21 protein-coding genes are annotated in these 25,981 nt (G+C 59.1%); 6 read left to right on the forward strand and 15 right to left on the reverse strand.

The window, feature by feature from the left end:
- Positions 1-93: 93 nt before the first annotated feature.
- The 5 genes from AC2FFD_RS12825 to glyA all read right to left on the reverse strand — a co-directional run bounded on the left by AC2FFD_RS12825 (position 94) and on the right by glyA (position 5,600).
- On the reverse strand, positions 94-516 hold the full coding sequence (locus tag AC2FFD_RS12825) for a universal stress protein (RefSeq protein ID WP_171635830.1): 423 nt from the start codon (positions 514-516) through the stop codon (positions 94-96).
- 78 nt (positions 517-594) lie between these two features.
- Entirely contained in the window at positions 595-1,968 is a 1,374-nt protein-coding gene (locus AC2FFD_RS12830; RefSeq protein ID WP_170345519.1) for an alanine/glycine:cation symporter family protein, read from the reverse strand.
- A 25-nt stretch (positions 1,969-1,993) separates the two neighbouring features.
- Positions 1,994-2,938 (reverse strand): lipoyl synthase, encoded by a 945-nt coding sequence (gene lipA / locus AC2FFD_RS12835; RefSeq protein WP_496873247.1) that lies wholly within the window; start codon positions 2,936-2,938, stop codon positions 1,994-1,996.
- Between the two features lie 14 nt (positions 2,939-2,952).
- Positions 2,953-4,335, reverse strand: a complete 1,383-nt coding sequence (gene lpdA / locus AC2FFD_RS12840) for a dihydrolipoyl dehydrogenase (protein WP_496873248.1) — start codon at positions 4,333-4,335, stop codon at positions 2,953-2,955.
- Positions 4,336-4,346: 11 nt separating this feature from the next.
- A complete protein-coding gene (gene glyA / locus AC2FFD_RS12845; RefSeq protein ID WP_496873249.1) occupies positions 4,347-5,600 on the reverse strand; it encodes a serine hydroxymethyltransferase in 1,254 nt (417 codons plus the stop codon).
- A 147-nt stretch (positions 5,601-5,747) separates the two neighbouring features.
- Between glyA and AC2FFD_RS12850 the strand changes: the two genes are divergently transcribed.
- On the forward strand, positions 5,748-6,350 hold the full coding sequence (locus AC2FFD_RS12850) for a helix-turn-helix domain-containing protein (RefSeq protein WP_224856755.1): 603 nt from the start codon (positions 5,748-5,750) through the stop codon (positions 6,348-6,350).
- Positions 6,351-6,415: 65 nt separating this feature from the next.
- On the opposite strand, the gene AC2FFD_RS12855 is transcribed toward AC2FFD_RS12850, so the two are convergent.
- Positions 6,416-7,354 (reverse strand): GlxA family transcriptional regulator, encoded by a 939-nt coding sequence (locus AC2FFD_RS12855; RefSeq protein ID WP_425079517.1) that lies wholly within the window; start codon positions 7,352-7,354, stop codon positions 6,416-6,418.
- Positions 7,355-7,434: 80 nt separating this feature from the next.
- Between AC2FFD_RS12855 and AC2FFD_RS12860 the strand changes: the two genes are divergently transcribed.
- From AC2FFD_RS12860 to AC2FFD_RS12875, 4 genes are all read left to right on the forward strand, one after another.
- Positions 7,435-8,595, forward strand: coding sequence for an acyl-CoA dehydrogenase family protein (locus tag AC2FFD_RS12860; RefSeq protein ID WP_496873250.1), 1,161 nt, complete (start codon positions 7,435-7,437; stop codon positions 8,593-8,595).
- A gap of 2 nt (positions 8,596-8,597) precedes the next feature.
- Positions 8,598-10,613 carry an acetate--CoA ligase family protein gene (locus AC2FFD_RS12865; RefSeq protein ID WP_496873251.1) on the forward strand — a complete coding sequence of 672 codons (2,016 nt, stop codon included), beginning with the start codon at positions 8,598-8,600 and terminating at the stop codon, positions 10,611-10,613.
- A 3-nt stretch (positions 10,614-10,616) separates the two neighbouring features.
- Complete coding sequence (locus AC2FFD_RS12870; protein WP_170345511.1) at positions 10,617-11,396, forward strand: carnitinyl-CoA dehydratase; 780 nt, start codon at positions 10,617-10,619, stop codon at positions 11,394-11,396.
- 164 nt (positions 11,397-11,560) lie between these two features.
- Positions 11,561-11,929 carry a hypothetical protein gene (locus tag AC2FFD_RS12875; RefSeq protein WP_496873252.1) on the forward strand — a complete coding sequence of 123 codons (369 nt, stop codon included), beginning with the start codon at positions 11,561-11,563 and terminating at the stop codon, positions 11,927-11,929.
- Here the strand turns inward: AC2FFD_RS12875 and AC2FFD_RS12880 are convergent.
- From AC2FFD_RS12880 to AC2FFD_RS12910, 7 genes are all read right to left on the reverse strand, one after another.
- The gene (locus AC2FFD_RS12880; RefSeq protein WP_480836835.1) at positions 11,920-12,990 is read right to left on the reverse strand and encodes a polyprenyl synthetase family protein; all 1,071 of its coding nucleotides are present in this window, start codon (positions 12,988-12,990) and stop codon (positions 11,920-11,922) included. The genes AC2FFD_RS12875 and AC2FFD_RS12880 overlap by 10 nt on opposite strands.
- 4 nt (positions 12,991-12,994) lie before the next feature.
- On the reverse strand, positions 12,995-15,118 hold the full coding sequence (locus tag AC2FFD_RS12885; protein ID WP_496873253.1) for a hydroxysqualene dehydroxylase: 2,124 nt from the start codon (positions 15,116-15,118) through the stop codon (positions 12,995-12,997).
- Positions 15,111-15,935 carry a DUF3237 domain-containing protein gene (locus AC2FFD_RS12890; RefSeq protein ID WP_496873254.1) on the reverse strand — a complete coding sequence of 275 codons (825 nt, stop codon included), beginning with the start codon at positions 15,933-15,935 and terminating at the stop codon, positions 15,111-15,113. Before AC2FFD_RS12890 ends, AC2FFD_RS12885 begins: the two co-directional genes overlap by 8 nt.
- A gap of 14 nt (positions 15,936-15,949) precedes the next feature.
- Positions 15,950-16,831, reverse strand: a complete 882-nt coding sequence (locus AC2FFD_RS12895; protein ID WP_170345506.1) for an encapsulin — start codon at positions 16,829-16,831, stop codon at positions 15,950-15,952.
- Positions 16,832-16,883: 52 nt separating this feature from the next.
- Positions 16,884-20,084: an adenylate/guanylate cyclase domain-containing protein gene (locus AC2FFD_RS12900; RefSeq protein ID WP_496873255.1), complete on the reverse strand. Its 3,201-nt coding sequence runs from the start codon at positions 20,082-20,084 to the stop codon at positions 16,884-16,886.
- A gap of 538 nt (positions 20,085-20,622) precedes the next feature.
- The gene (locus AC2FFD_RS12905) at positions 20,623-21,555 is read right to left on the reverse strand and encodes a phosphotransferase (protein ID WP_496873256.1); all 933 of its coding nucleotides are present in this window, start codon (positions 21,553-21,555) and stop codon (positions 20,623-20,625) included.
- 11 nt (positions 21,556-21,566) lie between these two features.
- Positions 21,567-23,990 (reverse strand): GcvT family protein, encoded by a 2,424-nt coding sequence (locus AC2FFD_RS12910; RefSeq protein ID WP_496873257.1) that lies wholly within the window; start codon positions 23,988-23,990, stop codon positions 21,567-21,569.
- A gap of 150 nt (positions 23,991-24,140) precedes the next feature.
- Here AC2FFD_RS12910 and AC2FFD_RS12915 point away from each other — a divergent pair, with 150 nt between their 5' ends.
- On the forward strand, positions 24,141-24,923 hold the full coding sequence (locus AC2FFD_RS12915; protein WP_496873258.1) for a DeoR/GlpR family DNA-binding transcription regulator: 783 nt from the start codon (positions 24,141-24,143) through the stop codon (positions 24,921-24,923).
- Between the two features lie 69 nt (positions 24,924-24,992).
- Here AC2FFD_RS12915 and AC2FFD_RS12920 read toward each other — a convergent pair whose 3' ends face one another.
- Positions 24,993-25,250 carry a hypothetical protein gene (locus tag AC2FFD_RS12920; protein ID WP_170345501.1) on the reverse strand — a complete coding sequence of 86 codons (258 nt, stop codon included), beginning with the start codon at positions 25,248-25,250 and terminating at the stop codon, positions 24,993-24,995.
- 13 nt (positions 25,251-25,263) lie between these two features.
- Positions 25,264-25,956, reverse strand: a complete 693-nt coding sequence (locus AC2FFD_RS12925; protein WP_170345500.1) for a NapC/NirT family cytochrome c — start codon at positions 25,954-25,956, stop codon at positions 25,264-25,266.
- Positions 25,957-25,981 lie beyond the last annotated feature (25 nt).

Genomic DNA, 25,981 nt, shown 5'->3' on the forward strand with positions numbered 1-25,981 from the left:
CACCCAGCAAAATCAACCATCTTGCCGCCAAGTGCGACGTGAAGGTCATACAAGGGCGTGCGCTTCGGTGTGGTCATTTCTTCAACCTTTCAATCAGCGGGACTGGTCGCGAACGACCATGACAGTGCAATGCGCATTGCGCACGACACGGGCCAGGTTCGGGCCAATCTCGTAGTTCGGGAAATCGCCCTTGGTCGATGCCATGACGATCAGATCAAAGCCTTCCTTGTAGGCAAGCTTCAGGATTTCGCGGTAAACACTGCCTTCTTCCACATGAACCGGCACGTCGGAAGCCTTGGCATGATCCAGAATCGCCTGAACCGCACCCCGCACGTGGTCTTTGGCGCCGGCACCATAGTTGGCGGGCAGGTTCGGCAGCTGGATGATCTCGGGGATGACGGCAACCGCATGCAGTTCGGCGCCGTAGAATTTGGCCTGCTCCAGCGCGACCGGCAGGGCCAGTTTCCACGAGCGGTCGTCGGTGTGATCAATGGGCAGCAGGATTTTCGTGGCCATCACGTCTCTCCTCGAGATATGGAATTCTATGTCTAAGGCGGGGGGCCGGGTTGGCCCCCCGTTTTGGTGGGGCCGAGCTTATTCGGCAGGTGTGCCGCCCGGCTCTTCGGACTTGCCGCCCGAGGCGAAGAACTCTTTCGTCAGTTTGAAGACGATCGGGCTCAGCAGCGCCAGGGCGATCAGGTTCGGGATGGCCATCATGGCGTTCAGCGTGTCTGCCAGCAGCCAGATGAAGCCCAGATCTGCAGTTGCCCCGAAGTAGATCATGACGATCCATAGAACGCGGTAGGGCATCAGAGATTTCACACCCAGCAGGAACTCGACACATTTCTCGCCGTAGAACGACCAGCCGAGGATGGTGGTGAAGGCAAAGATCGACAGAGCGATGGCGATCAGATACCCACCGATACCCGGAAGCGACAATTCGAACGCATGGCTGGTCAGCGCCGCACCGGATTCACCCGATGTCCATGCCCCCGACGCGATGATTGCCAAACCGGTGATCGAGCAGACGATGATGGTATCGATGAACGTCCCCAGCATCGCGATCAGACCCTGGTTGACCGGACCCTTGGTCTCAGCCGCTGCGTGTGCGATTGGCGCAGAACCCAGACCGGCCTCGTTCGAGAACACACCACGTGCCACGCCAAAGCGGATGGCGGCCCAGACGGCTGCACCCGCGAAACCACCTTCTGCGGCGGACGGGGTGAACGCATGGGTAAAGACCAGTGACAGCGCATGTCCGATGTTGCCAATGTTGATGAGCAGAACCAGCAGGCCTGCGATGATATAAGCAACGGCCATGAAGGGAACCAGCTTACCGGCAACGGCACCGATGCGGGTGATGCCGCCCAGGATGACAGCTGCGGTCAGAACCATCAGAACAACGCCCGTGACCGAGGTGTTGAGACCGAAATTGGATTCCAGGACCTGCGCCACACCGTTGGCCTGCACACCGTTGCCGATGCCGAAGGCAGCAACCGCGCCGAACAGGGCAAATGCAACACCCAGCCAGGCCCATTTCGCGCCCAGACCGTTTTTGATGTAGTACATCGGGCCCCCGACATAGTTGCCCAATTCGTCTTTCTCACGGTATTTCACCGCCAGAACGGCTTCGGCATATTTGGTGGCCATGCCCACCAGGGCGGTCATCCACATCCAGAACAAGGCGCCTGGACCGCCCAGGAAGACAGCAGTGGCCACACCGGCGATGTTGCCTGTACCGATGGTTGCCGACAGCGAGGTCATCAGCGCGTTGAACGGGCTGATCTGCCCTTCGCCCTGCCCTTCACGGCCTTTGAACAATAGGCTGAAGCCCGTGCCGATGCGCAGGATCGGCATGAATTTCAGCCCGACCTGTAGAAAGAAGCCGACGCCAAGAATGAGGACCAGCATCATCGGCCCCCACACGACGCCATTGATGGCCCCTACGATTGAATTCAACGCTTCCATGGTTTCCCTCCCATTTGCGTTTGGTTTATGCCCCGGTCGCGATGGCCCGCTGGCGGGCTTGCTTGAGGGCAGTGAAATCTTCGTCGGCGTGGAACGACGAACGGGTCAGCGGCGTGGCTGACACGTGCAAAAAGCCCTTGGAACGTGCGATCTGCTCCAGTTGGGCGAACTCCTCGGGCGACCAGAACCGGTCAATCGGATGGTGTTTCGGGGTCGGTTGCAGATACTGCCCGACCGTCAGAAAATCGACATGTGCCGCGCGCAGATCATCCATCACCTGACGCACGTCGTTCAGGGTTTCACCCAAGCCCACCATCAGCCCCGACTTGGTGAAAATCTCGGGGTTTGCTCGTTTGGCATCGTCCAGCAGCCGCAGCGAGGCATAATAGCGCGCGCCGGGGCGAACCGCCGGATACAGGTGCGGGACGGTTTCCAGGTTGTGGTTGAACACGTCCGGCGCGGCGTCAAAGACGATATTTGCGGCGTCGCCCTTGCCCAGGAAGTCGGGGGTCAGAACCTCGACCGTGGTGCCGGGGTTCTGATGGCGTACGGCGCGGATCGTCCGGGCGATATGCTCGGCCCCGCCATCGGCCAGATCATCCCGATCAACCGACGTGATCACCACGTGGCGCAGGCCCAGCTTCTTGACCGCCGCCGCAACCCGGCCGGGTTCGAACGCGTCGAGCGCATCGGGGCGGCCGGTGGCCACATTGCAGAACGAACAGCCCCGCGTGCAGATCTCGCCCATGATCATCATGGTTGCATGGCGTTTGGACCAGCATTCGCCGATATTGGGGCAGGCCGCTTCTTCGCAGACCGTTGCCAGATCGTGCTCGCGCATCAGACGCCGGGTTTCGTAATACGCGGCGCTGTCGCCTTTTTTCTTGCGAATCCATGCAGGCTTGCGCGGGATCACGCTGTCGGCCTTCTTGGCCTTTTCCGGGTGGCGTGGTCGAAGCTGGATGGTCATCTGGCTGTCCCTCGTTATGCGTGGATTGCGCGGCCCATGGCATCGAGGCAGGCTTCCTTGACCGCCTCGCCCATCGCCGGGTGCGCATGACAGGTTGCTGCAACCTCGGCGACGGTCGCGCTTTTGGTCATGGCCAGTACCAACTCGGCGATCAGATCGCCGCCATGGGCACCACAGATATGGGCTCCGAGGATCTCGCCGTCGGAACCGGCCAGAACCTTGACTGCGCCATCTGTCTCACCCGTCGAACGTGCCCGCGAGTTGGCCATGAAGGCGAATTTGCCGACAACGTATTCGACGCCGGCGTCTTTCAGCGCTTCTTCAGTCTGACCAACCGAAGCCACTTCGGGATCGGTGTAGACCACACCCGGCACGGTGTTGTAATCGACGTGACCGGCTTCGCCGGCCAGCATCTCGACACAGGCAACGCCGTCCTCTTCGGCCTTGTGGGCCAGCATCGGGCCGGGCACACAGTCGCCAATGGCATAGATGCCGGGCACAGACGTTTGGAATGCTTCATCGACTTCGATGAAACCACGCGGGTTCACGGCCACGCCCAATTCTTCCAGCCCAAGCCCGCGGGTGACGGGGCGGCGTCCGACGGCGATCAGAACCTTGTCGGCCTCGATCACCTCTTGCTTGTCCTTGCCGACGCGATCCACGGTCAGGGTCAGGCCAGCCGCGGTTTTCTCAACCGATTTGAGGGCACGACCCAGGTGGAACTTCAAACCGCGTTTAGACAGCGCCCGCTGCGCCAGCTTGGCGATCTCGCCATCGATGCCGGGCAGAACGCGATCCAGATATTCGACCACAGTGACCTTGGCGCCCAGACGTGCCCAGACCTGCCCCAGTTCCAGACCGATGACACCTGCACCGATCACCACCAGATGATCCGGAACGCTCTGCAACGCAATTGCGCCGGTCGAGCTCAGGACGTCCCGCTCATCAATTTCAATCCCCGGCAGAGAGGTCGGCTCGGATCCGGTCGCGATCAGGATGGTCTTTGTTTCGTATACGCTGTCGCCGACCTTGACCTGACCGGGGGCCGGAATGCTGGCCCAGCCTTCGATCAGATCGACGCCGTTCTTCTTGAACAGGAACGCGATGCCCTTGGTCAGATCACCGACGATCTTGTCCTTGCGCCCCATCATCGCGCCGACATCAATGCTGGCCCCCTCGACCGCAATGCCATGGGAGGAGAGATGTGCAAGCTCGGCAAATTTGGCCGAGGAGGTCAGCAACGCTTTGGAGGGGATGCATCCGACGTTCAGACAGGTACCGCCCAGTGCGCCGCGCCCTTCGACACAGGCCACCTTCAGCCCCAGCTGAGCCGCGCGGATCGCGGCAACATAGCCGCCCGGTCCACCCCCGATAACGATGAGGTCGTAGGTATTCATTTCACGTTCTTTCAGTAGATCGGGTAGTTTGCACAGAGCGCGCGAACCTGTTCGCGTGTTTCCTTTTCGACGGTTTCGTTCCCGTCAGGAGACTGCCCGAGCGCCTCCAGAACATCACCGATCAGATGGCCGATCTGCTTGAACTCTTCCGGGCCAAAGCCACGGCTGCACCCGGCGGCGGTGCCCAGACGGATGCCGCTGGTGATGGTGGGTTTTTCCGGATCTCCGGGAACGCTGTTCTTGTTGCAGGTAAAGCCGGCCCGCTCGAGCGCGGCTTCGGCGTCTTTGCCGGTCACGCCGATCGGGCGCAGGTCGACCAGCATCAGGTGGTTCTCGGTGCCGCCGGAAACGATGTCACATCCGCGCGCCATCATGACGTTTGCCAAGGCCGATGCGCTGTCAACGACACGCTGCATATATTCCTTGAATTCAGGCTTGAGTGCCTCGCCAAAGGCCACCGCCTTGCCTGCGATGACGTGCATCAGCGGGCCGCCCTGCAAGCCTGGGAATACGGCCGAGTTGATTTTTTTCGCCAGGGCTTCGTCATTGGTCAGGATGATGCCGCCACGAGGCCCGCGCAGGGTCTTGTGCGTGGTCGAGGTCACGACATGTGCGTGTCCTACAGGCGAAGGGTGCAGGCCGGTCGCCACCAACCCGGCGATATGAGCCATGTCGGCCAGCAGCCATGCGCCAACCTCGTCCGCGATTTCGCGGAACCTGGCAAAGTCGATTTTCTGCGAGTAGGCCGACGCACCTGCGATGATCATCCTGGGCTTTTCCGCCCGCGCCAATTCGGCGACCTGTTCATAATCGATCAGCCCTGCATCGGTCAGACCGTACTGTACGGGCCGGAACCATTTGCCGGACTGCGCCGGTTTTGCGCCGTGGGTCAGATGGCCACCGGCGTCCAGCGACATGCCCAGGATGGTATCGCCCGGGCTCAGCAACGCCAGCTTGACGGCTCCGTTGGCCTGTGCGCCTGAATGGGGCTGTACGTTGGCGTATTCACAGCCAAACAGTTTCTTGAGGCGTTCGATGGCCTCGACTTCGACCTCGTCAACATATTCGCAGCCGCCATAATAGCGGCGGCCCGGATAGCCTTCGGCGTATTTGTTGGTCAATACCGAGCCCTGCGCTTCGATCACGGCCTTCGAGACAATGTTCTCCGAGGCGATCAACTCGATCTGCTCCGCCTGACGCTCTCCCTCGCGTGAGATGGACGCGGCAATGACGGGATCTGCCTCAATCAGCGACGTTTTGAACATGGTCTCCTCCATTTGCCCCGAATCCTCAGTACGAAACTTTGTTTCCTATAGGGGAATTAATGCGCTTTAGGCAACAAAAATCTCTTATTCAAGAAGTTGCGTATATACCGGGAGGCATGTAACCTTTGATAAAACAGGGGGAATTCAATGGGCGACGAAAGCCGAAATGATGTTTCCGGACAGGAAGATCTGGGTGAAGGTGAGGCTCTGGGCCGCTCCATCCGCGATGCGCGGCGCGCAAAAGGGTGGACTCTGGAAGAAGCCGGCCGCGCTGCGGGTATCGGGCGCTCGACGCTGTCCAAGATCGAAAACAACCAGACAAAGCCAAGCTTTGACATTGTACGGCGTCTGACTCAGGCCCTGGATATGAGCACGCCGCAGTTGTTTCTTCAGTCGGGTCAATCCGGCATTTCAGGCCGCCGTGATTTTACTCCGAAAGGCGAGGGGGAAATCAAGGATACGCCCACTTACCTGCATGAACTGCTTTGCCCTGAACTGACCAGCAAGCGGATGCTGCCCTATATCGCGACAATCAAGGCGCGCGACCTGTCGGAATTCGAGACGTGGATCCGACATTCCGGAGAAGAATTCATGTATGTGCTCAGCGGTGAACTCATCTTCGTGTCTGAACACTACCGCCCTTTGCCAATGAAGGCCGGTGACTCGCTCTATTATGACAGCGGAATGGGGCATGGGTGTATTTCGACCAGCGAAGAAGACGCCAAGGTGCTGTGGGTCTCGCTGGAATAACCTCCGTGGTTTTCCTTGGTTCTTGAGGTAAGCGGGCATCGCCATGCGCATCCCCTTCAGCCGTCCTACAGGCTTCGGTGGCGAAACGCAGTCGGCGTCTGGCCGAATTCTGCCTTGAATGCCCGCGTCATGGCGCTGGCGTTTTCATATCCGCAACGACCGGCGATTTCGGCGATGGATTGTTCGGTATCTTCTGCCAGATTGCGTGCAAGGTTCAGCCGCAGCCGGCGATACAGCGCTTGCGGCGTGGTTTTGAGTTCCGCCTGAACACGCATTTCGATCCGCTTTTGCGAACACCCGATCTTGCGGGCCAATTCCCTGATCGAAAGAGGTGTTTCAAGGTTCGCCTGCATGACAGCCAGTGCGCGATTGACCAAAGTGTCTTCGGATTTCAGAGGCAAAGGGTAATGATCCTGCCCATTTCGGCTCATCAGAAGATACCCGACTTCCATGGACAAAAGAGGCCCGTGATCCCGGCGGATCAGGGCCGAGGCCAGATCGAACGCGGCCATCGCTCCGGAACAGGTCAGTCTGTTGCCATCGATGACAAAACGTTCCTGCACCGCATCCACGGCCGGAAAGCTTTCTTCGAACCGGGAAAGTTCGTCCCAGTGAATGGTTGCCCGGTGCTCATCCAGCAAACCGGCGCGGGCCAGCAGCCAGCTGCCGGTATCCAATCCGGCCACTTGCCGGTGTTTTTTGGCAGCATCCAGCACGGTACGGGTGGTCGATCGCGTGTCCAGCTTGCGATACCCATAAGACGGCATGACCACCAGAACATCGCCTTGCTGGTCAGAGATTGAACCATTCGGTGTAACGACAAGGCCGCTGGAACTTTGAACGGGGTCTCCGTCAATGGAACAGAAACACCACGAATACAAAACCTGCCTCGACAGGTTGTTCGCAGCCCTGAGCGGTTCGACCATGTTTGCAAGGCAATGGTTCGAAAACCCGTTGAAGAGCAGAATGTTGTATTGTCGCGTCAAAAAATTCGAATTTGGCATGATCAGGTATCAACTCTGCATGTCGTGACCATGAGTGATGGCGTTTGGTTGGTCAACCACCGATCCAGGGAACACGCGCCATGCAGTTTGGTCTGACAGAAGAACAGGAAATGATCGTCTCGACGGTCCGCAGCTTTGTTGAAAACGAAATCTACCCGCATGAAGACGCGGTCGAGCGCTCGGGAACCGTGCCTCCTGAGCTGGGCGAGCAGATCAAGCAGAAATGTATCGATCTGGGCTTTTATGCCTGCAACTTCCCCGAGGAAGTCGGTGGTGCGGGCCTGTCTCATCTGGATTTCACCTTGGTCGAGCGCGAGCTTGGCCGTGGATCAATGGCACTGACGCATTTCTTTGGGCGCCCGCAGAACATCCTGATGGCCTGCAACGACGAACAGCGCGAACGTTATCTTCTGCCTGCCGTACGTGGCGACAAGATGGACGCCCTGGCGATGACCGAACCGGATGCGGGGTCGGATGTGCGTGGTATGAAATGCCAGGCGGTGCGCGATGGCGGCGACTGGGTTGTCAACGGATCGAAGCATTTCATCTCGGGCGCGGAACATGCGGATTTCTTCATCGTTTTCATCGCGACCGGCGTGGACGAAACCCCCAAAGGACCTAAAAAGCGCATCACCACTTTCCTGGTGGATCGCGGTACGCCGGGGTTCGAAGTGCGCGAGGGCTACAACTCGGTCAGCCACAAGGGCTACAAGAACTACATCCTGTATTTCGACAACTGCCGTCTGCCCGACGCACAGGTTCTGGGCGAGGTCGATGGCGGCTTTGCCGTGATGAATGAATGGCTTTATGCAACCCGCCTGACGGTTGCGGCATTCTCGGTCGGGCGCGCACGGCGCTGCTTTGACTATGCGCTGAACTATGCGGCCGAGCGCAAGCAGTTCGGCCAGCCCATCGGCAAGTTTCAGGGCGTTGGCTTCCAGATCGCCGACATGATCACGGAAATTGATGCCGCCGATTGGCTGACACTCGCCGCCGCATGGCGTCTGGATCAAAACCTTCCATCGAACCGCGAGATCGCCTCGGCCAAGCTCTATGCCTCGGAAACGTTGGCGCGGGTTACGGATGCCACACTGCAAATCTTCGGCGGGATGGGCTTGATGGACGATTTCCCGATCGAACGGTTCTGGCGCGATGCCCGGGTCGAACGCATCTGGGACGGCACCAGCGAAATCCAGCGCCACATCATCAGCCGCGATCTTCTTCGTCCCCTGGGCGCCTGACCATGAACAAAGACCTGACCCGGCTGCTGCGCCCGAAAACCATCGCCGTCATCGGCGGCGGCGCGTGGTGCCAGCAGGTTATTCTGCAATCCGAACGCATGGGCTATGCCGGCCAAATCTGGCCGGTGCATCCCAAAGCGTCGGAAATTGCAGGCCACAGGGTTTTTGGCCACATCGAAGACCTGCCCGAAGCCCCGGATGCGGTTTTCATCGGTATCAACCGCCACGCCACCATCGAGGCCGTTCGTGTCCTGTCCAGTATGGGCGCAGGCGGGGCGGTGTGTTTTGCCTCGGGCTTTTCCGAGGCCGTTGCCGAAGATGACACCGGTGGGGACTTGCAGGATCAACTGATTGCCGCAGCCGGAGACATGCCCATTCTTGGCCCGAATTGCTATGGCTTCATCAACGCGCTGGACGGGGCGCTGTTGTGGCCGGACCAGCACGGGGCGACCCCGGTTGACAAGGGCGTGGCGATCCTGACGCAAAGCTCGAACATCTCGATCAACCTGACCATGCAGAAACGTGGGTTGCCGATCGCCTATATGATGGCCTGCGGAAACATGGCCCAGACCAGCCAGGCCGAAATCGCCTCGGCCTTGATCGACGATCCGCGCGTAACCGCGGTGGGTCTGCATATCGAAGGGTTCAAGGACATCCGGCAATGGGAGGCGCTGGCCGCCAAGGCCTATTCCAAAGGCATCCCGCTGGTCGCCCTCAAAGTGGGCGCATCGGAACAGGCGCAGGCGGCCACCATTTCGCATACCGCGTCTCTTGCGGGCAGCGATGCGGGCGCACAGGCCCTTTTGGACCGGCTCGGAATCCCGCGCCTGTCCGCGTTGCCCGACTTTCTTGAAACGCTGAAACTGTTGCACTGCTATGGACCGCTGCCGGGTGGCAGCATCGCTTCGATCAGTTGTTCAGGGGGTGAGGCCAGCCTGATCGCGGATATGGCCGTTGGTACGGGACTGCGTTTCCCGCAGTTGAGCGATGACAAAAGGGCGCGTCTGCGCGACGCGCTCGGCCCCATGGTCGCGCTGAACAACCCGCTGGATTATCACACTTATATCTGGCGCGACGAAGAGGCGATGGCACAGGCATGGTCGGGCATGACGGGTGAAGACATCGACCTGACGTTCTCGATCGTCGACTATCCGACGACGGATCCGACTGACTGGAGTTGCGCGACCCGCGCTGCGTTGAGAGTGCGTACCGAAACCGGTGCTCGGTTTGCGATTGTTGCGACGCTGCCTGAACTTCTGCCTGAAGACGTCGCGCAGGACCTGATGGCCGGTGGTGTCGTTCCGTTCATGGGTCTGCGCGAGGCACTGGCGGCCACCTGCGCGGCTGGTCAGATCTCGTCCCCGTCCGCGCATCCTGTCTGGTTGCCTGGAACGGCTGAGGCGACCCAAACCCTGACCGAAGGCGAGTCGAAGCAGGCGCTGGCTGAATGTGGCCTGCATATCCCCCGAACCTGCACGGTTTCTGGGCCAGCGGCAGCCCTCGCAGCAGCGCAGGATATGGAAGCCCCCTTTGCCGTGAAAGGTGTTGGGCTTGCGCATAAATCCGAACACGCCGCTGTTCGGCTGGGCATTCAAACCAAAGACGTGGCCAGTGTGGCCGCTGACATCGGCACCGAAGATATCCTGATCGAAGAGATGATCACCGGAACCGTTGTTGAATTGCTGGTCGGTGTCGTCCGTGACCCGGCGCATGGGTTTGTCCTGACATTGGGGGCGGGGGGCGTGCTGACTGAAATCCTGCGCGATACGGCGTCGGTGCTGGTGCCAAGCGCGCCCGAGGACATCCGTGCCGCGCTTGGCAAACTGAAAATCGCCCCGCTTTTGGCAGGCTATCGCGGCCAACGGGCGGCTGATATGGATGCAATCATCGCCGCAGTCGACGCCGTTCAGGCCTATGTCATGCAAAATGCCGACACGCTTGGCGAGGTCGAGATTAACCCGCTCCTGTGCACGCCGGACAAGGCCGTTGCCGTGGATGCACTGATAAGAAAGGCCTGAGATATGGACCCGATCAAAACCCGCCGCGACGGAGCGATCCTTGAGGTGACGCTGGACCGGCCCAAGGCCAACGCCATCGATCTTGTCACCAGCCGCAGGATGGGTGAGGTGTTCGCCGCGTTTCGCGACGATCCAGAGCTGCGCGTGGCCATTCTGACGGGCGGCGGAGAGAAGTTTTTTTGTCCGGGCTGGGACCTGAAAGCAGCGGCCGACGGGGATGCGGTAGACGGGGACTATGGCGTCGGAGGGTTCGGCGGCCTGCAAGAGCTGCGCGACCTGAACAAACCCGTGATCGCGGCCGTCAACGGCATCGCCTGTGGCGGCGGGCTGGAGCTGGCCCTGTCAGCCGATATGATCCTTGCCGCCGATCACGCCACGTTCGCCCTGCCGGAAATCCGCTCGGGGACTGTCGCGGACGCGGCCAGCGTCAAACTGCCCAAGCGCATCCCTTACCACATCGCGATGGAGTTGCTGCTTACCGGCCGTTGGTTCGACGCAGAGGAAGCCAATCGCTGGGGTCTGGTGAACGAGATCGTCGCCGCGGATCAACTGATGGACCGCGCCTGGGAGCTGGCCCGGCTGTTGGCCTCGGGACCGCCCCTGGTTTATGCCGCGATCAAGGAAATCGTACGCGATGCCGAAGATGCCAAGTTTCAGGATGCCATGAATCGCATCACCAAGCGCCAGCTCAGAACCGTGGACGTTCTCTATGCCAGCGAAGATCAACTGGAAGGCGCGCGCGCTTTCGCCGAGAAAAGAGACCCGGTCTGGAAAGGGAAGTGAACTCTGATCGCAGAACGTGAATTTGCCATTTACTGATCCGCACAGCACGTGCACAGTTAGGCATGCCGTATTTCGAACGAAAACCATATGTTAGTGCATCTCGGGCGGTCAGCCCGATTGCTCCGCAGCCTGACAATCAACCGATTTCTGATATAGCGCGCCGCGTGCTCGACAGGGAACGGGGCCCGCAGCAGCATCTGGACGGTCCGTTCAGGTGCCGCAAAACCTGTCATCCCGGCGGCACCGCCACCATTCTGCTGTCCTTTGAAGCACCGGAAGGCGCGGCCCCTGTTCAGATGCAGTTCGAACCGGGTGATCTGACCAATCCGAACGGCGACATTCTGCCGGCCAACCGCATCAATGTGATCCCGCCACAAATCCAGCTTGAACCGGGGGAAGCAACGGATGTTGCTGTTGCCGTCACTATACCCGATCTCACCGAACCCGGTGAATATCATGGCCGGATCGCCTGTACCGGAACGGACCAGACCTCGGTCGTGGTGATTTTCGAGGTGGCGGGCGCTCAGACCTGACGGGTCACGAGATAGTCCATGAACTGTCCCAGAAACGCGCGCGGCGCGTCTTCTGTACCCGCGAACACCCGCGCGAACTCACTCCGGGCCGAGGCCAGCAGATCATTTGCCGCGTCTTGCGCATAGCGGATGCTGCCGTAATGGTTCATGCGCTCCAGCACCCAGGCGACATCTTGCGTCGACCGGGCATCGCGTGGGTTTGACAGCATCTCGGCCAACCGTGCCTGTTCGGGCTCTTCCGCCTTCAGGCCAAGCTGGCCCAGCATCAGCGTGCGTTTGCCTTCATAGATGTCCCCGCCGATTTCCTTGCCGTAACTGTCCTGAGAGCCGACGAGATTCAAGACGTCGTCCTGAATCTGAAACGCTGCACCCAGGAAAAAGCCAAAGGCATTGAAATCATCCAGATTAAGCGCACCGGACTCGACATCATGTGGCCGTGCAATCAGGGCCCCGATGCGCATCGGGTGAATGAAACTGTACCAACAGGTCTTTTTCAGACACATCCTCAGATAATCTGATGCATCGACGTTCAAACGATTGTCGCGAATCCAGCCAAGTTCCAACGCCTGACCTTCGATGGATTGCTGCAACAGATGGTCGAACTCATCAACCACGCGCATACCGGTTTCCGGGCCCAACGGTCCCAGGTTCTGACGCAGCAGGCGCAGGGCCAGCGATTGCATCCCGTCGCCGGTATTGATCGCCAGGGGAACCCCAAGCCGCTTGTGCATACATTCGCGCCCGCGCCGGAAATCGCTTTGATCTTCGATGTCGTCATGGATCAGAAAGGCATTGTGCAGCAACTCAAGAACTGCGGCCGAGACCCTCGCATTCTCGCTGTTTCCACCGAAGGCTTCGCATGTCGCCAGTAACAGCGCAGGCCTCAGACCCTTGCCCGAGGTTTCGATGTAATCGCGCATCGGGCCATACAGATAGGCCTGAGGCTCACCCGTCGGCAACAGGCCCAACAGCGTTTCGCGCGCCTGATCCCCGTAGGAGGTCAGGGTTTTCAGAAAATCCTGTTTCGCCGCAGGATCCAAATGCGCGGTTCCGGGTTTCACAGGCTCAGCCCTTCTGGGTGATGATCACGCGACTTTTGTTTTCCCGCGCACCGGATCGTTCCGAACCGGCGCCAAAAGCAGAAAGCGGTGCATCCGAAACGGGCAAGGCCCTGGACAGGGCACCTGATTGACCGCTGTCCCGACCCAGATCATACGCGACATCTTCTGCCAACTCATCCCCCGGGATCGGCAGATCGGCAGTGGGCTCGTAATTCGCGATGAGGTCGAACAGCTCTTTCGGGGGGCAGATCATTCGAAGCGCTTCGGCAATGGCTGGCTCCTCGGTGATACCGCCGGGTTTTGAGTATTCCGTTGCCGGTTCTCCTATGGCGGCAAGGGGGCCATCACCGCCACGATCAACTCCTGCCGTGTCCTGACCCATTTTCAGCGCGGCTTCGACCGCGACCGCGAACCGGTTGTCCCACGGAAGGCCAGCCTGATAGCGGGCGTAATCATAGGCCCGCAGCGGTTTGAGGATGTCGGGCTCGTGCAGATCCCAAATCTGGCAGGGCTCTGCATCCGATCCACTGCGCTGAAGGATGGCGTTGACGGCACGGCGCGCGGCCTCGTTCGCCCCTTCCATCGTGGCAAGGTCGGTGAAAGTGCGCACGTAATCCGATGCCAGAAAGAAATTCGGGATCAATGTGGCCGCGTCCGGGCGCAAGCGCCAGCTGTTGATACGGTTGACCAGCAAGGGTTCGACATTGCTTTGACGCTTGGGGTCGTTCGGGTCTTGAACGATATCGGGATCGAGGAACCAGTAATGCATATCCTCGTCCCGCAGAACGGTTTGGCCATCCACGTTGATGCCGCGCTTGACCTGTTCCCAAACCTCGCTTGCAATCTCTTCCCGGCTGCAATTTCGCGCTGTCTTCCCGTTCAGACCGGGTTTGTCCCATTCGGAAATGTCGATCGACAGCAGGCCTTTGGTCTTTCCTTCAGCCCAGTTGTCGAAATCAATCTGGTGCCAGAACTGTTTTTGCGACACAGCCGTCAAAGCCCATGGGCTGTCGATGAAAATGACGTGGCCATGGGTCAGTTCAACTTCCTTGGTCAGATAGAACTGAATGCCGTTCATCCATTGCACGTCATTGGCCAGCAAGGGCAACTTGGCAAGTGCGGGGTCAACCGCCATCATTTCCGGGGTCACAAGCGGTGCCATGCGTTCAATCGGCATGGCGCTGATGAACCAGTCCCCCGTGACCTGCTTTTCTTTACCATCCTGTTCGACTGTCGCGCCGATAATCCGCCCGTTCCGGCACTCGATTCCGGTGACTTTGGAGTCAAAATTGTACACGACCCCCTTGCTTGTCAGATAATCCAGCCACGGTTGAATCCAGACAAGATTGGTGGGCCCGTTCAGCAGCCTGTTGCAGTGTGGCTCGGGCGTGGCGATGCCCAGCTGAAGCTGAATCGCAATGTCCCCCACTGTCTTCGTGCTTGCCGTCGTGGCCTTGGCGGCCACCAGCGAACGGGTCAGGCCGATGGCAAGGAACTTCTGATAGGCTTCCGAACGGTCCTGCGCGCCGATGAAATCCCACCAGCCGATCCGTTCATATTCGTCGAACCGGCGTTCCTTGCAAGAACTCGCGATCCGCCACATGCAGGCGACAAAATGTTCGACATCCTCATACGCAATCTGGTCCCTCGGCGACAGCGCGAAGGCAATGGTCTTGAAGGCATCCGCGACATCCTTGAGCGTGCGAGGAAACCGTTCCGGGACAATGATGCCGGGCTTGTCGAACTGGCTGACCAGAACCTGAGTGGTCGGGACCAGATTGTCAAAGCATGTGCCCTTGTCGTAATACGGCGTGCGGGCCATCGTGTCGGTGATATGCCGATAAAAGTTCGGAAAGAACCTGAACCCATGTTCGCCGGGCAGCCAGGGGCGTTTCACGCCGGGCGGATAACTGGCCCCATCCATCTTGGCCCATTTCTCCAGTGCCTTGATGTGTTTTGCTTTTGAGCCATGGTCCCCTTCACCCTTCATTACGGGGATGCTGCGGGCCTTGCCGCCGGGGATCAGCTGGCGTTCGTGGACTTCGACCTCGAACCCGCGTTCAATCAGTTCGTGCGCGGCGCTCATTCCGGCCACGCCGCCTCCAAGAATGACAACCTTGTCAGGCATCGGGAATTCCTTTCGCGGAATAGACGTCAAAGCGCAGGGTGATGTCTGACAGGCTGGCTTCGCCAATGCCAAAACCCTGCACCCGATTCATCCAGCTGAAATGCGGATTCGAAGTCAGGTAACGCGGCGCAAGCCGTACCGGAGCCGAAGCGGGCAGATTGCCCTTGGCCAAGGCCGCATATCCGTCCGGGCCGAAGTCACACACACCCGTATCTTCGAACAGGATCGGAGCATTCCCGGTGGACGGTCTGATAAGCGCCTTTGCATGAAGCAGCCCCACGCCATCGGGCCGAACGCGCATCCAGTCTCCTCCGATCGGTTCGATCACCCCTTTCAGATGCGGGCCTTCGACGGTGCCACCTTCTTTGATGGCGAAATGCAGCCAGATCCCATCCGGTGTTTCTCCCGACGGGTGAAAGCTGCTTTCGAACGGCACCACAAATTTGGCAACATGTTCCAGTACCGGCGACGTCACTGCGGTTTTTGTCGGTTCCGGTGCGGCAGGTTGAACTGCTTTTTCCGGCCCGGGATCATATTCGCGCCCTCCCGACGTCAGCACCGGACGCCAGGACAGGGTTTTTTCCTGTGTCACGGACGGCAAAATAGCTGCGAATTGTTGAAACCCGGTTTGCGGGTCTCGCAACACGGGCCACCCGCGAATGGCACGCTCGGGGCCGCCTTCTTCCGAACAGATCAGACGTAGCGAGTCATGCGACGACACGGATGGACCTGCTTCCACCAGTACCCGACTGAGACCGTCTGCGTTGATCGCCTCGGACCAACGCAGGGTAACGCCCCGATCTGTAAACTCGCGCACGACCCGATCTCCGGTCAACAGGTTATCGTGCGGACGGCCTCAGCTTCTTTGATCCTGAGATGGAACTTCTGCTGCACGCGGAAGACGTGCTCGCCCTCGGCAGAGGTTTGCAGGTACTTCACGGCGATATCCGAAGGCACGACGATTTCAACCGGTGCACCCAGCAGGGACACAAGCACTGCCTTGTTCGCGGGCAGGGTGCTGGAACGCAGCAACGGCCCGTCCAGGAACGGAAGAATGCTGTCACGCGGCAGCACCATCGAATTCGGCAGCGGAGTCGTGACCGCACGGAACAGACCATTGCCCATCACACAGGCATAAGGGCCCAGATAGCCATGCGTTTCCAGCTTGCTGATGCCCTCGACGACGGCCTCGAAAACCTCGGTTCCGGTATAGTTCTTTTTGGTCGCGGAATTGGTTTTGCCTTCGCCTGCTTCAAGCAATCCCGGATATTTGCCACCGCCGCTGATCGTATAGATCTGCGGCAATGAGTCGGGCGCGCCGCCAGCGTGTTTGGGGGCCTGTCCGGTGCCGGGTTGACCGTTGAAAATGATGTCATCCTCTACCCGTGCCACAACGGCGGCCGCTCGGCGGAACATGATCTGAGCAGCCGTCAGTTCCGGATCAGCCACCTGTGCGCCTTTCAGGTACACGTTCACCGATACGGTGGTAAGGCGCAGCGTGTCATAATCGTTCACGTCAAGCCGCTGCTTGGATGCACCAGATGAGTTGTCGACCAGATCCAGCTTGTTCAGCGGAACGGACTGCGTGTCAGCGGGCAGCGGTCCGTACAGGGGCAGGAAACTGGCGGCCACCCGGGCGCGCAGTGCCTCGTCATGAACGGCCTTGTTCACGGCGCTCCACTGATCTTCGTTCCAATCCAATGCATCGGTCATTGTAAATCCCTCTCGGTGCTGCTGCCCAATTCGGCGGGGCAGTCAATCTTGTTCATTTTGCTTCTTTCAATCTGTCCAGCAGATCACGGGCCCGCTGCTCCTGAACAACTCCACGGCAATCCCGGGCAAGCGAAAGCGCTTGTTCCGCCTCGCTGATTGCAGCGTCCAAGTCCCCTTTTGCGGCAAAAGCCTTTGCTCGCACACGGTGATATTCAGGTTTGTTCAACATCTCGCCGCGTTCCCAGCCGGGAATGCAGACGGCTTCGAGCCGGTCCAAAGCCTGATCAACATCTCCGTGATCAATCATCAACTCAGACAGAACAATCTGATTCTGTGGAAAAGTAAAGTTTCCACCAGATTTGGAGATCAGGTTCATGCATGCCTCGATGCGTTCCGGAACGCCTGCAATATCGCCTTTCCCGGCCTGCGCGAGACCCATATAGATGTCCTGCATCGCGTGAAGGTAAAGAAACCCTTCCTCATCCGCGACTTTTCTGGCTTCTTTCATCGTCACATCAAGCCGGTCCCATTCCCCCGCATAGGGCAGGAACATGCTGCAAGCGCCCATGACGTAGACAAGGTTGGGTGCGTGGTTCAGCGGCCTGCTGACCTCGATGGCTTCCAGGCGCGCGGCCTCGGCTTTTTCGAGCTTTCCCTGCTGCCACAGCAGGCATCCCTGAATGGCCAGCAATGACGCGGCCGTAGAAGACTGGGTCATGGGCATCATGGCCATATCCAGCTCGGGCGTGATCAGGGCGAATGCGCGCTCCAGCTGTTGTTCGCATTCCGCAAGTTCCCCGCGGAAGTAATGCGTAAAGCTCAGGGCCCGTGCCGCAAGCACATTGGCGACGGGGTCTTCGGTCATGCCGGCCATCATATCCAGCGCCTGTCCCATTTCCATCGCGCGGTTCATCTGACCGGCAACAAAGAAATGGGTCCAACGGCAGAAGGTTGCGGCGAAAAGCGTCTCGCCGTCGCCCAAAGTCTGGGCCAGTTCCATCGCCCGGGCGGCAGTTTCGCCGACCTGATCGGACGACCACCCGTAGATCGCCATATACGCGGGCAGAATATTCATCTGAACCCGAAGCTCGAAGCCATCGCGATCTGCGTTGGCCTTCATGGTTCCGATGTTGCGCAGGGCAGCCCGGAAAGCGGAAATCGCAGGCAGGTTCGCCAGCCGGGACAACGCCAGTTCACCTGCCGTGACCCAATTCGCAACGGCCTCATCCTTCAATCCGCCAAGATCGCAATGATGCGCGACGGTATCGGGGGCCGGACTGCCGAATGCATTGTGACCGTCCAGCAAGGCCCGGGCGATTTTCAGATGCACCTTCTGCCGGTCTTCCCGCAGCAACGAATTATAGGCCGTATCCTGAACCAGCGCGTGGTTGAACGTGTATGTGGCCGACCCTGAATCGCTGGTGATCAGCACGACGCCAGCCGCCATAAGCTGCATGAGGGCGCTTTCCACATCCATGTCTTCATGCGCCACAGCGTGGATCATCTGAGCGGTGAAACTGCGCCCGATAACCGATCCGAGCTGAGCGACTGGCTTGGCATGTTCCATTCGGTCAAGACGCGACATCAGCGAGTCCTGAAGGGTGGCCGGGACGCTTAGTGTATCCAGAACCTCGGCATTGATCGGGGCATCCTGGGGCAGCTGGTCCAGAACCGCCTTTGTCATTTCTTCGATATACAGCGGCACGCCATCCGCCTTCTCGATGATTTGCCTGATCAGGATGACAGGCAAGCTGTACGGCTCGGCCACGCGCCGGACCAGTTCGGATGCCTCGGTGTTGCCAAGCGGAGACAGATCAATGCGCGCGGCTCGGCTCTCGAAATGTTCCGGAGGTTCGTATTCAGGTCGGTGCGACAGAACCACCAGTACCGGAAAGTTGCTCAAGGCGGATGCAAGCGCATCCAGTACATCCAACGTGGTTGCATCGGCCCAATGAACGTCTTCGACCACCAGCAACAACGTGCCGCGCCTGTCACACAGGCTGCCCAGACTGCGCAGCATCACGTCAAGGGATTTGCGCGCCTTCTTCAACGGGTCGGATTCTGTCGGGGCGCCGGCCTCGACACCTGCCAGATCCAGAAGAACGGGCAAGTCCGCGTCACTCAGCCGTGAGGCCGATTGCACGAAGTCCGAAATCGCAGCCCGGATGCTGTCATTTGATTTATCGCCAGAAACGCGCCTCAGTTCCCCTACGATCGGGTGCAGGGGAAGACTGGTCAGGTGCGGGATGCACTGCAATGTAAAGGGTTTGACCCCTATTGATTCAGACAGTGACTTGATCAGCCTCGACTTGCCGATTCCCGCAGCCCCCCTGACAAGCGCCAGCCGGCCCGAGCCTTTCTGCGCTTCGTTCCAAAGCCGGGTCAGGGTTGAAAGATCGTCATGCCGGGCGACAAGATCGACCGCAGATTGACCCACCCGTGCGTCGAAGCGGCTGGAGGACATGATTTCCGACACCACGCGATAGACTTTGCGCTGATTGTCAAAGCCTTTCAGCTCGTGGCTGCCACGTGGTTCGAATTCAAAGGCACCCTGGGTCAGCCTCCAGGTTTCTGAAGAAATGATCACTTCACCCGGTTCGGCCAGCCCCTGAAGGCGGGATGCAAGATTCGCCGTTTCACCCACCAGAAAGTCCTGAGACCCCAGGCTTTTCGAAGAAACGACGCCCACGACAACCATGCCGGTCGCAATGCCTGCCCGCAGGTCGAGCTTTTCTCCAAACTCGTTTTCAAGGTTCTGAACGGCCTCGATGGTCTCCAATACGGCTCGTACGGCCCGTTCGGCATCATCTTCCATGGCCTTGGGGTATCCGAAATACACCATGATGCCGTCGCCCTGCCGATAGGCCAGATGGCAGCCGTGCTGTTTCAGGGTGCCGATCGCCGTATCCAGATACAGGTTCATGATCTGCATCAGGTCTTCCGGATCATATCGCTGAGCCAGCCGGGTCGACCCCACAAGATCGCAGAAAACCAAAGTCAGCTGCCGCCGCTCGGCCTTGGACTGGACTTCGGGCCGCTTCGACGCTTCCTGCGATTTCAGCCTGGCCTGCGCCTTTCGAAAGCGCTTCCTTTCACCAACCGTCAACCCGAGATCACGCAGTTCCGGATCCGTCAATTCGTCCAGAATCTCGTCGTCTACGCCCTCTCTCTGAAACAGAGTGGCATAGTCATTCAGATCTGCCAGATGAAGGACTTTTGAAATGCGTGGTGATGCCTCAAGGACTCGCGTCATTGTCTTGCGACTCCTTCCATAACTGTCCCCCTGTTTTCCCCTTAATACATATACATAATGTATATGTATAATCCAAAAGTAGAGAGGTATTCATGCTGAATCCATAGCAGGAACAGGCGGCACTGTTAACTTGTTACATTGATTGACCGGTTTACTTCAGAATTTCCACGTCGTCACGCGCATTTCCTTGGAAATCATAAGGTTCAAGTCTCAAGTTGACTTTGTTGGCAAGGTTTCAGGGCGGCCGAACGACCGGATAGGCAGGGCTGCGCCTGACGTAACGTCAAGGCTGACAGAGGTGCAAAAGTGCCGTGGCCGACATGAGATACCGGACAGAAAGGCAGACTCAACCCGAGCACCAGCAAGAAGCCGACGCCCGAACGTGCTTCGAATGGAAACATCTAAGCTCCAGGCGCATCCCGTGTTTTGCCCTGCCCGTTCTGCCCGGGCATCCCGGCACCATGGAAAGCGGCTCAAAGATCTGAGACGAGGCAGGAAACATCCGGTATCTAGGGCGGATCCGGCCGTGGATGAAACCCTACTCCTCGGCCACGGCTTTCACATGGGCCGCAAAGGACGGGGCCAGCATCAGTGCTTTGCACCGCTCGAACCGGTTGGTGGCATAGGCCCAGAAATCTTCGGCGGGGTTTTCATCCGCATGCTGGATCAATCCCCACAGCGTCCACAGCAGGTCGCACATGGCTTTGTAGATCACCATGCGCCCGATCTGAGCCTCGCTCGGCGGGCCGTCGAAATAGGCCGTCAACATTTCCAGTTCCTGTTCGTCGTTCAGCCCGGCTTCGACCGACAGATCACCCAGATCCCAAAGGGCATCGTTCATGCCTGAATACTCGTAATCCACGATCCACATGCGCTGGCCGTCATCCAGAAAATTCTCGCACAGCGGGTCGCAATGACTCGGGACCAATGCTCCGGGTTTGTCCCGCAGCACCTCGCGGATCGGGGCCGCCTCGGCCACGACGTCCGCGTAACCCTCTGGCAGGGTAGCGTTTTTGTCCGCAAGTACCTTCATGTAGTCGTTGATCATCGAAAACAGCTCGAACCGAAACTTGAACGGTTCGGGGGCATCATGAAGCTGTCTCAGCGCCTTACCCGCTCGGGCGGCAGACCCGGGACGCGTCGCAAACATCTCGGGTGTCATCGTGACGATGTCGGGTACGCAATCACTGATCATCACGCCGGATGCCGCGTCTGCCCACAGAACTTCGGGGCCGACCCCGGTTTTCGCCGCCACCCGTGCGTTGTGGATTTCAACTGCGCGGTCGATATAGGCTTCGGTGCCTTCACCGGGGATGCGCACGATCACCGTCCTTGGCCCGCCTTCGACGCGATAGACCAGATTGGTCAACCCGCCCAGCCGCTGGGTGTGAATGTCCGCCTCGGCAAGGGTTTCGAACCCCGCCACGTTGCGAAGGGCCTGAATAATCTCATTTGTTGGTTCATTCTGCATCGCTCTCTCCCTCAGGCTTTCAACCGGCTGTTTGCCGGGTCGTAAAGCGGCCCGTCCACGCGGCGGATGGCGTGGCGTTCGCCGAACACCTCCACTTCGAAATCTGACCCACCAGCCAGTCCCGCAGGCAGATAACCGTAGAGGATGCTCTTGCCGACGGTAAACCCATAGCCACCGCTGCACGCCAGCGAGACTGTTTTGCCGCAATGCAGTATGGTCTCCCCTCCGGTGATCGGCAGCCGCACGTCGGTGATGAATGTACAGAGCCGCCGGTCGGGACCCTTCGCTTTCTGCGCCTCCAGCTCCGGTCGCCCGATGAAGTCCTGTTTGGATTTCAGATGTACCCGCGCGCCAAGGCCCGCTTCGATTGGCGAATAGTCGGGAGTGATGTCGGCGCTCCAATAAAGATAGCCTTTTTCCAGCCGCAAGGACTCGATCGTGCGGTAGCCGATGTCGCGGATGCCGTGGCTCTGACCGGCTTGCCAAAGCAGGTCATAGACATGCAGGGCGAACTCGGTCGGAATATGCAGTTCCCATCCCAACTCTCCCACATAGCCTATGCGGATCGCGCGGACCTTTGCCGTTCCCAAGGTGATCTCTCGGGCCGTTGCAAAGGGAAACGCAACGTTCGAGACGTCTTCTTCCGCAACGGCCTGCATCACATCCCGCGCTTTGGGGCCGCAGATGTTGATGACGGCGCGTGCCGACGTCATTTCGATCAGCTGCGCGCGCCCATCGCGGGGCAGGTGACGTCGGATCCAGTCCGCGTCATGCACGCCGAATCCGGACCCGGTCACGATATAAAAGTGTTCCCGCCCCAATCGGGTGACGGTGATATCGGCTTCAACGCCGCCGCGATCATTGCACAATTGGGTGTAGATCACCGCGCCATCCGGCTTGTCCATGTTTGAAACGGCGAGGTTTTGAAGGGCCTCCAGCGCGCCGGGGCCGATCAGTTCGAACTTTGAAAAACTGGTTTGATCGATCAGAACGACCCCGTCGCGCGCGGCCTTGTGTTCCTGCTCGGCATAGGCTTTCCAACCCGGAGACAGGAAATCCAACTGATCCACCGGCTCTACACCGGCCGGAGCAAACCAGAGCGGCCGTTCCCAGCCATTCTTGGACCCGAATACGGCACCATGTTGTTTCAGCCGCTCATGCAGGGGCGACAGACGCAGGTTTCTGGCCGTTTCCGCCTCCTGCCCCGGATATCGCATCTTGTAATGATGCGCGTAATGCTCGACCGCGCGGGGATACATGAAGGCGCGCGTGGCGTGATGCGGACTGAACCGGCGCACGTCCAGAGGCCACAGATCAAGGCTCGGGCGGCCGTCGACAATCCACTCGGCGATCATCTCTCCTGCGCCACCACCTGCCGCGATGCCGTACAGAAATCCGGTCGCCAGCATCAGGTTTCGCAGCTCGGGCGCCCATCCCATGACAAAATCGCCATCCGCGGAATAAGGTATGGGGCCGTTGATCACCTGCCGGAGTCCAACCGTGTTGACGACCGGCGTTACCTGACCTGCCAGTTCGGCAAGGGGGGCAAACCGCTCCAGGTTGTCGGGCAACAACTGCCGGACAAACGCGCCCGGAATGCCCCTGTCGCCGAACGGCAGCGTGTTGTCCTCATACCCGCCGATCACAAGCCTCCCGCCTGCATCCGGTTTGTAATACACCAGCCGCTCGGGATCCCGCAGGGTTGGCAGGCGTTTTACAAGATCGGGGTCGGGCAGGGGTTCTGTTACGATGTATTGATGCTCGACGGCGCAGGCCGGGACAACGACCCCGAGTTTGGCGGCCAGTTCGCGGCTCCACATTCCGGCGGTCAGAACGACGGTGTCCGCTTCATAATCCCCTTCCGATGTCATCACTTTGGTGATGCGATCGTTATGGATTTCAAAATCGGTGACCTCTACGGATTGGCGGATCCGGGCACCGTGCATCCGGGCGCCGGTCGCGATTGCCTGACACAGGCCTGCGGGATCGACATGACCGTCCGAGGGGATAAAGGTCGCGCCTTCCAATCCCTTCGCGTCGATATAGGGAAACAGTGCTTTGGCTTCTGCCGCCGAGATTATCTCCATCTCCAGATCAAAGCTGCGGGCCATTGTCGCCAGACGCTTGGCTTCCAGAAGCCGCTCTTTGGTTGCCGCCAGGCGCAGGCTTCCGACTTTCTTCCAATCGAACTCCATCCCGGTTTCTTCGGCCAGACGATCATACAGCGCCACGGACCGTTTCAGCATCCGCGTCGTGTTGCGTGATGACCGCAACTGCCCGACAAGCCCCGCCGCATGCCAGGTGGCCCCCTCGGTCAGGGACGCCCTTTCCAGAAGAACAACATCCGTCTCACCGGACCGTGCGAGGTGATACGCGATGGAGCATCCGATGATGCCGCCGCCAATGATGAGATGTCTGACCGACTGCGTTGTCATGCGTCCACTCACTTCAGGTGATATGCTGTCATCAAAAATCTCAAAACAACAAAAAGCAACATAAATGTTTGAAAAGTGTTGAAGTAAGTCGCTTGAACAGCGTCATTCTTGCAAGTAACCTGATGAAATCAACAAATAACGCGGCGCTATATGTCGAAATACGAGCAAGAGATTCTCAGCACGGTAAACCTGCATGGGCGAATTTCGGTCATGGAACTGGCGCGCATTCTCCAGGTGTCGGACCAGACAGTAAGGCGAATCGTGAAGCCGATGGTCGCCAAAGGCAGCCTGTCCAAGGTGCATGGTGCATTGGTCAGCACTCAAAACGTGTTGGATCCACCGTTTCTGGCCCGCATGGCGCAGAACCGCGCCGCCAAAGTCGCGATAGCCGATGCCGTTGCGGGGCGGATACCGGACGGTTCGGCCATCGCCATCGACACGGGTTCGACCTCGGGCTTTATTGCTCAGGCACTTCGCGCGCGCAAAAACCTCACGGTGGTGACAAATTCGGCCTTCATCGCCGCCACGTTATCGATGGAAGAGGGCAACAGGGTCTTCATGGCGGGAACACAGTTGCGCAACCACGACGGCGCCGCTTTCGACCGGGCCGCTTATGACGTCATCGCAGGGTTCTCGGCCCGAACGGCCATATTGTCGGCATCACTGGTGCATCCCAGCAAGGGCTTCATGGTCTATGATCAATGCGAAGCTGACATGGCCCGCGCGATGTCCGATATCGCTGACCAGACCTTCATGGCGGTTGATTCAACAAAATTCAACGAGGCCCAGACCAGCCCGGCATTGCGCCTGCCCGGGTTGACGGAAAAGGACGTGCTTTTCACCGATCGCACATTGCCCGCAGCCTTCCGGTCCTTGCCCGGAGACGCGGAATTGGTGATAGCGGGCGTGAAAACACAAGCAGACAGCAATTGACTTGGTGACGAAACTGCCCGGCCCGACGTAACAAGCCGGTTCCACCGAAACGGTGAAACCGGCTGTGTTTCAGGCCGTCGCGCCCTTGATGCGAATGGCAGTGCCCAGGCTTCCTGCACAGATGCCGACCACAATAGCGATGATCAGTTCCAGTGGCTCTACACGCGCAAACTGGAAGCCCGCAAAAACCAGCGTTTCAAATACGCCGACTGCGCCGCCCAATGCCGCGCCCAGCCACAGCTTGCGGGTCATCATGCCCAGCGCCAGACCGAGTATGCCGGGCAAGCTCAGGACGTTTCCACCGATGGTTCCAAGTAACTCTAACATCTCTGCCCCCACATCAATTCGAGCTGTTGTTCAGGAAATCGCGGATGTCGTCACCCGTGGCAGCAGCGTGCTCCTGCGCATCTTCCTCTTCCAGTGCGGCAGTCACCTTTTCGTATGTTTCCAGGTAGTTGGGTGGCAGGCTGTGGGCGATGCCCTGGTGGCAATCGATACAGGTCATGCCGCTGTCAATGGCGCGTTGGTGTTCCGACGCGGCGCGTGTTTCCTGAATGGTGAAGTCCATGTAGTCAAAGTTGTGACAGTTGCGGCACTCGCGGCTGTCAGACGCTTTCATCTTCTTCCACACGGCCGAGGCCATCGCCAGGCGATGTTCCTCGTACTTCTCGGGTGTGCTGATCGTGCCCGCCAGTTCATGATAGACGTCCTTCACGGCCATGATCTTGGCTTTGATCTTGTGGTTCCACTCATCCGGAACGTGGCAATCGGAACAGATCGCACGCACGCCCGAGTGGTTGTTGTAGTGGACCGTCTCGCGATACTCGCCCAGGTTCGTTTCCATCGTGTGACAGGACACACAGAACTCTTCGGTGTTGGTCAGTTCCAGCGTCCAGTGAAACCCACCCCAGAACAGGATACCGGCCAGAAAACCGGCGAGGATCAGAAAGCCCGAACTGAACATCACTGCCGGTGTCCAGATCGCGTTCCAGAGGCGACCAAGCAAGCCGCGTTTTTCAGGGGAGTCTGCCATGTCGGTGCTCCTTTCAGTCTTGCGT

This window comes from Ruegeria sp. YTSC002 (assembly GCF_059609845.1).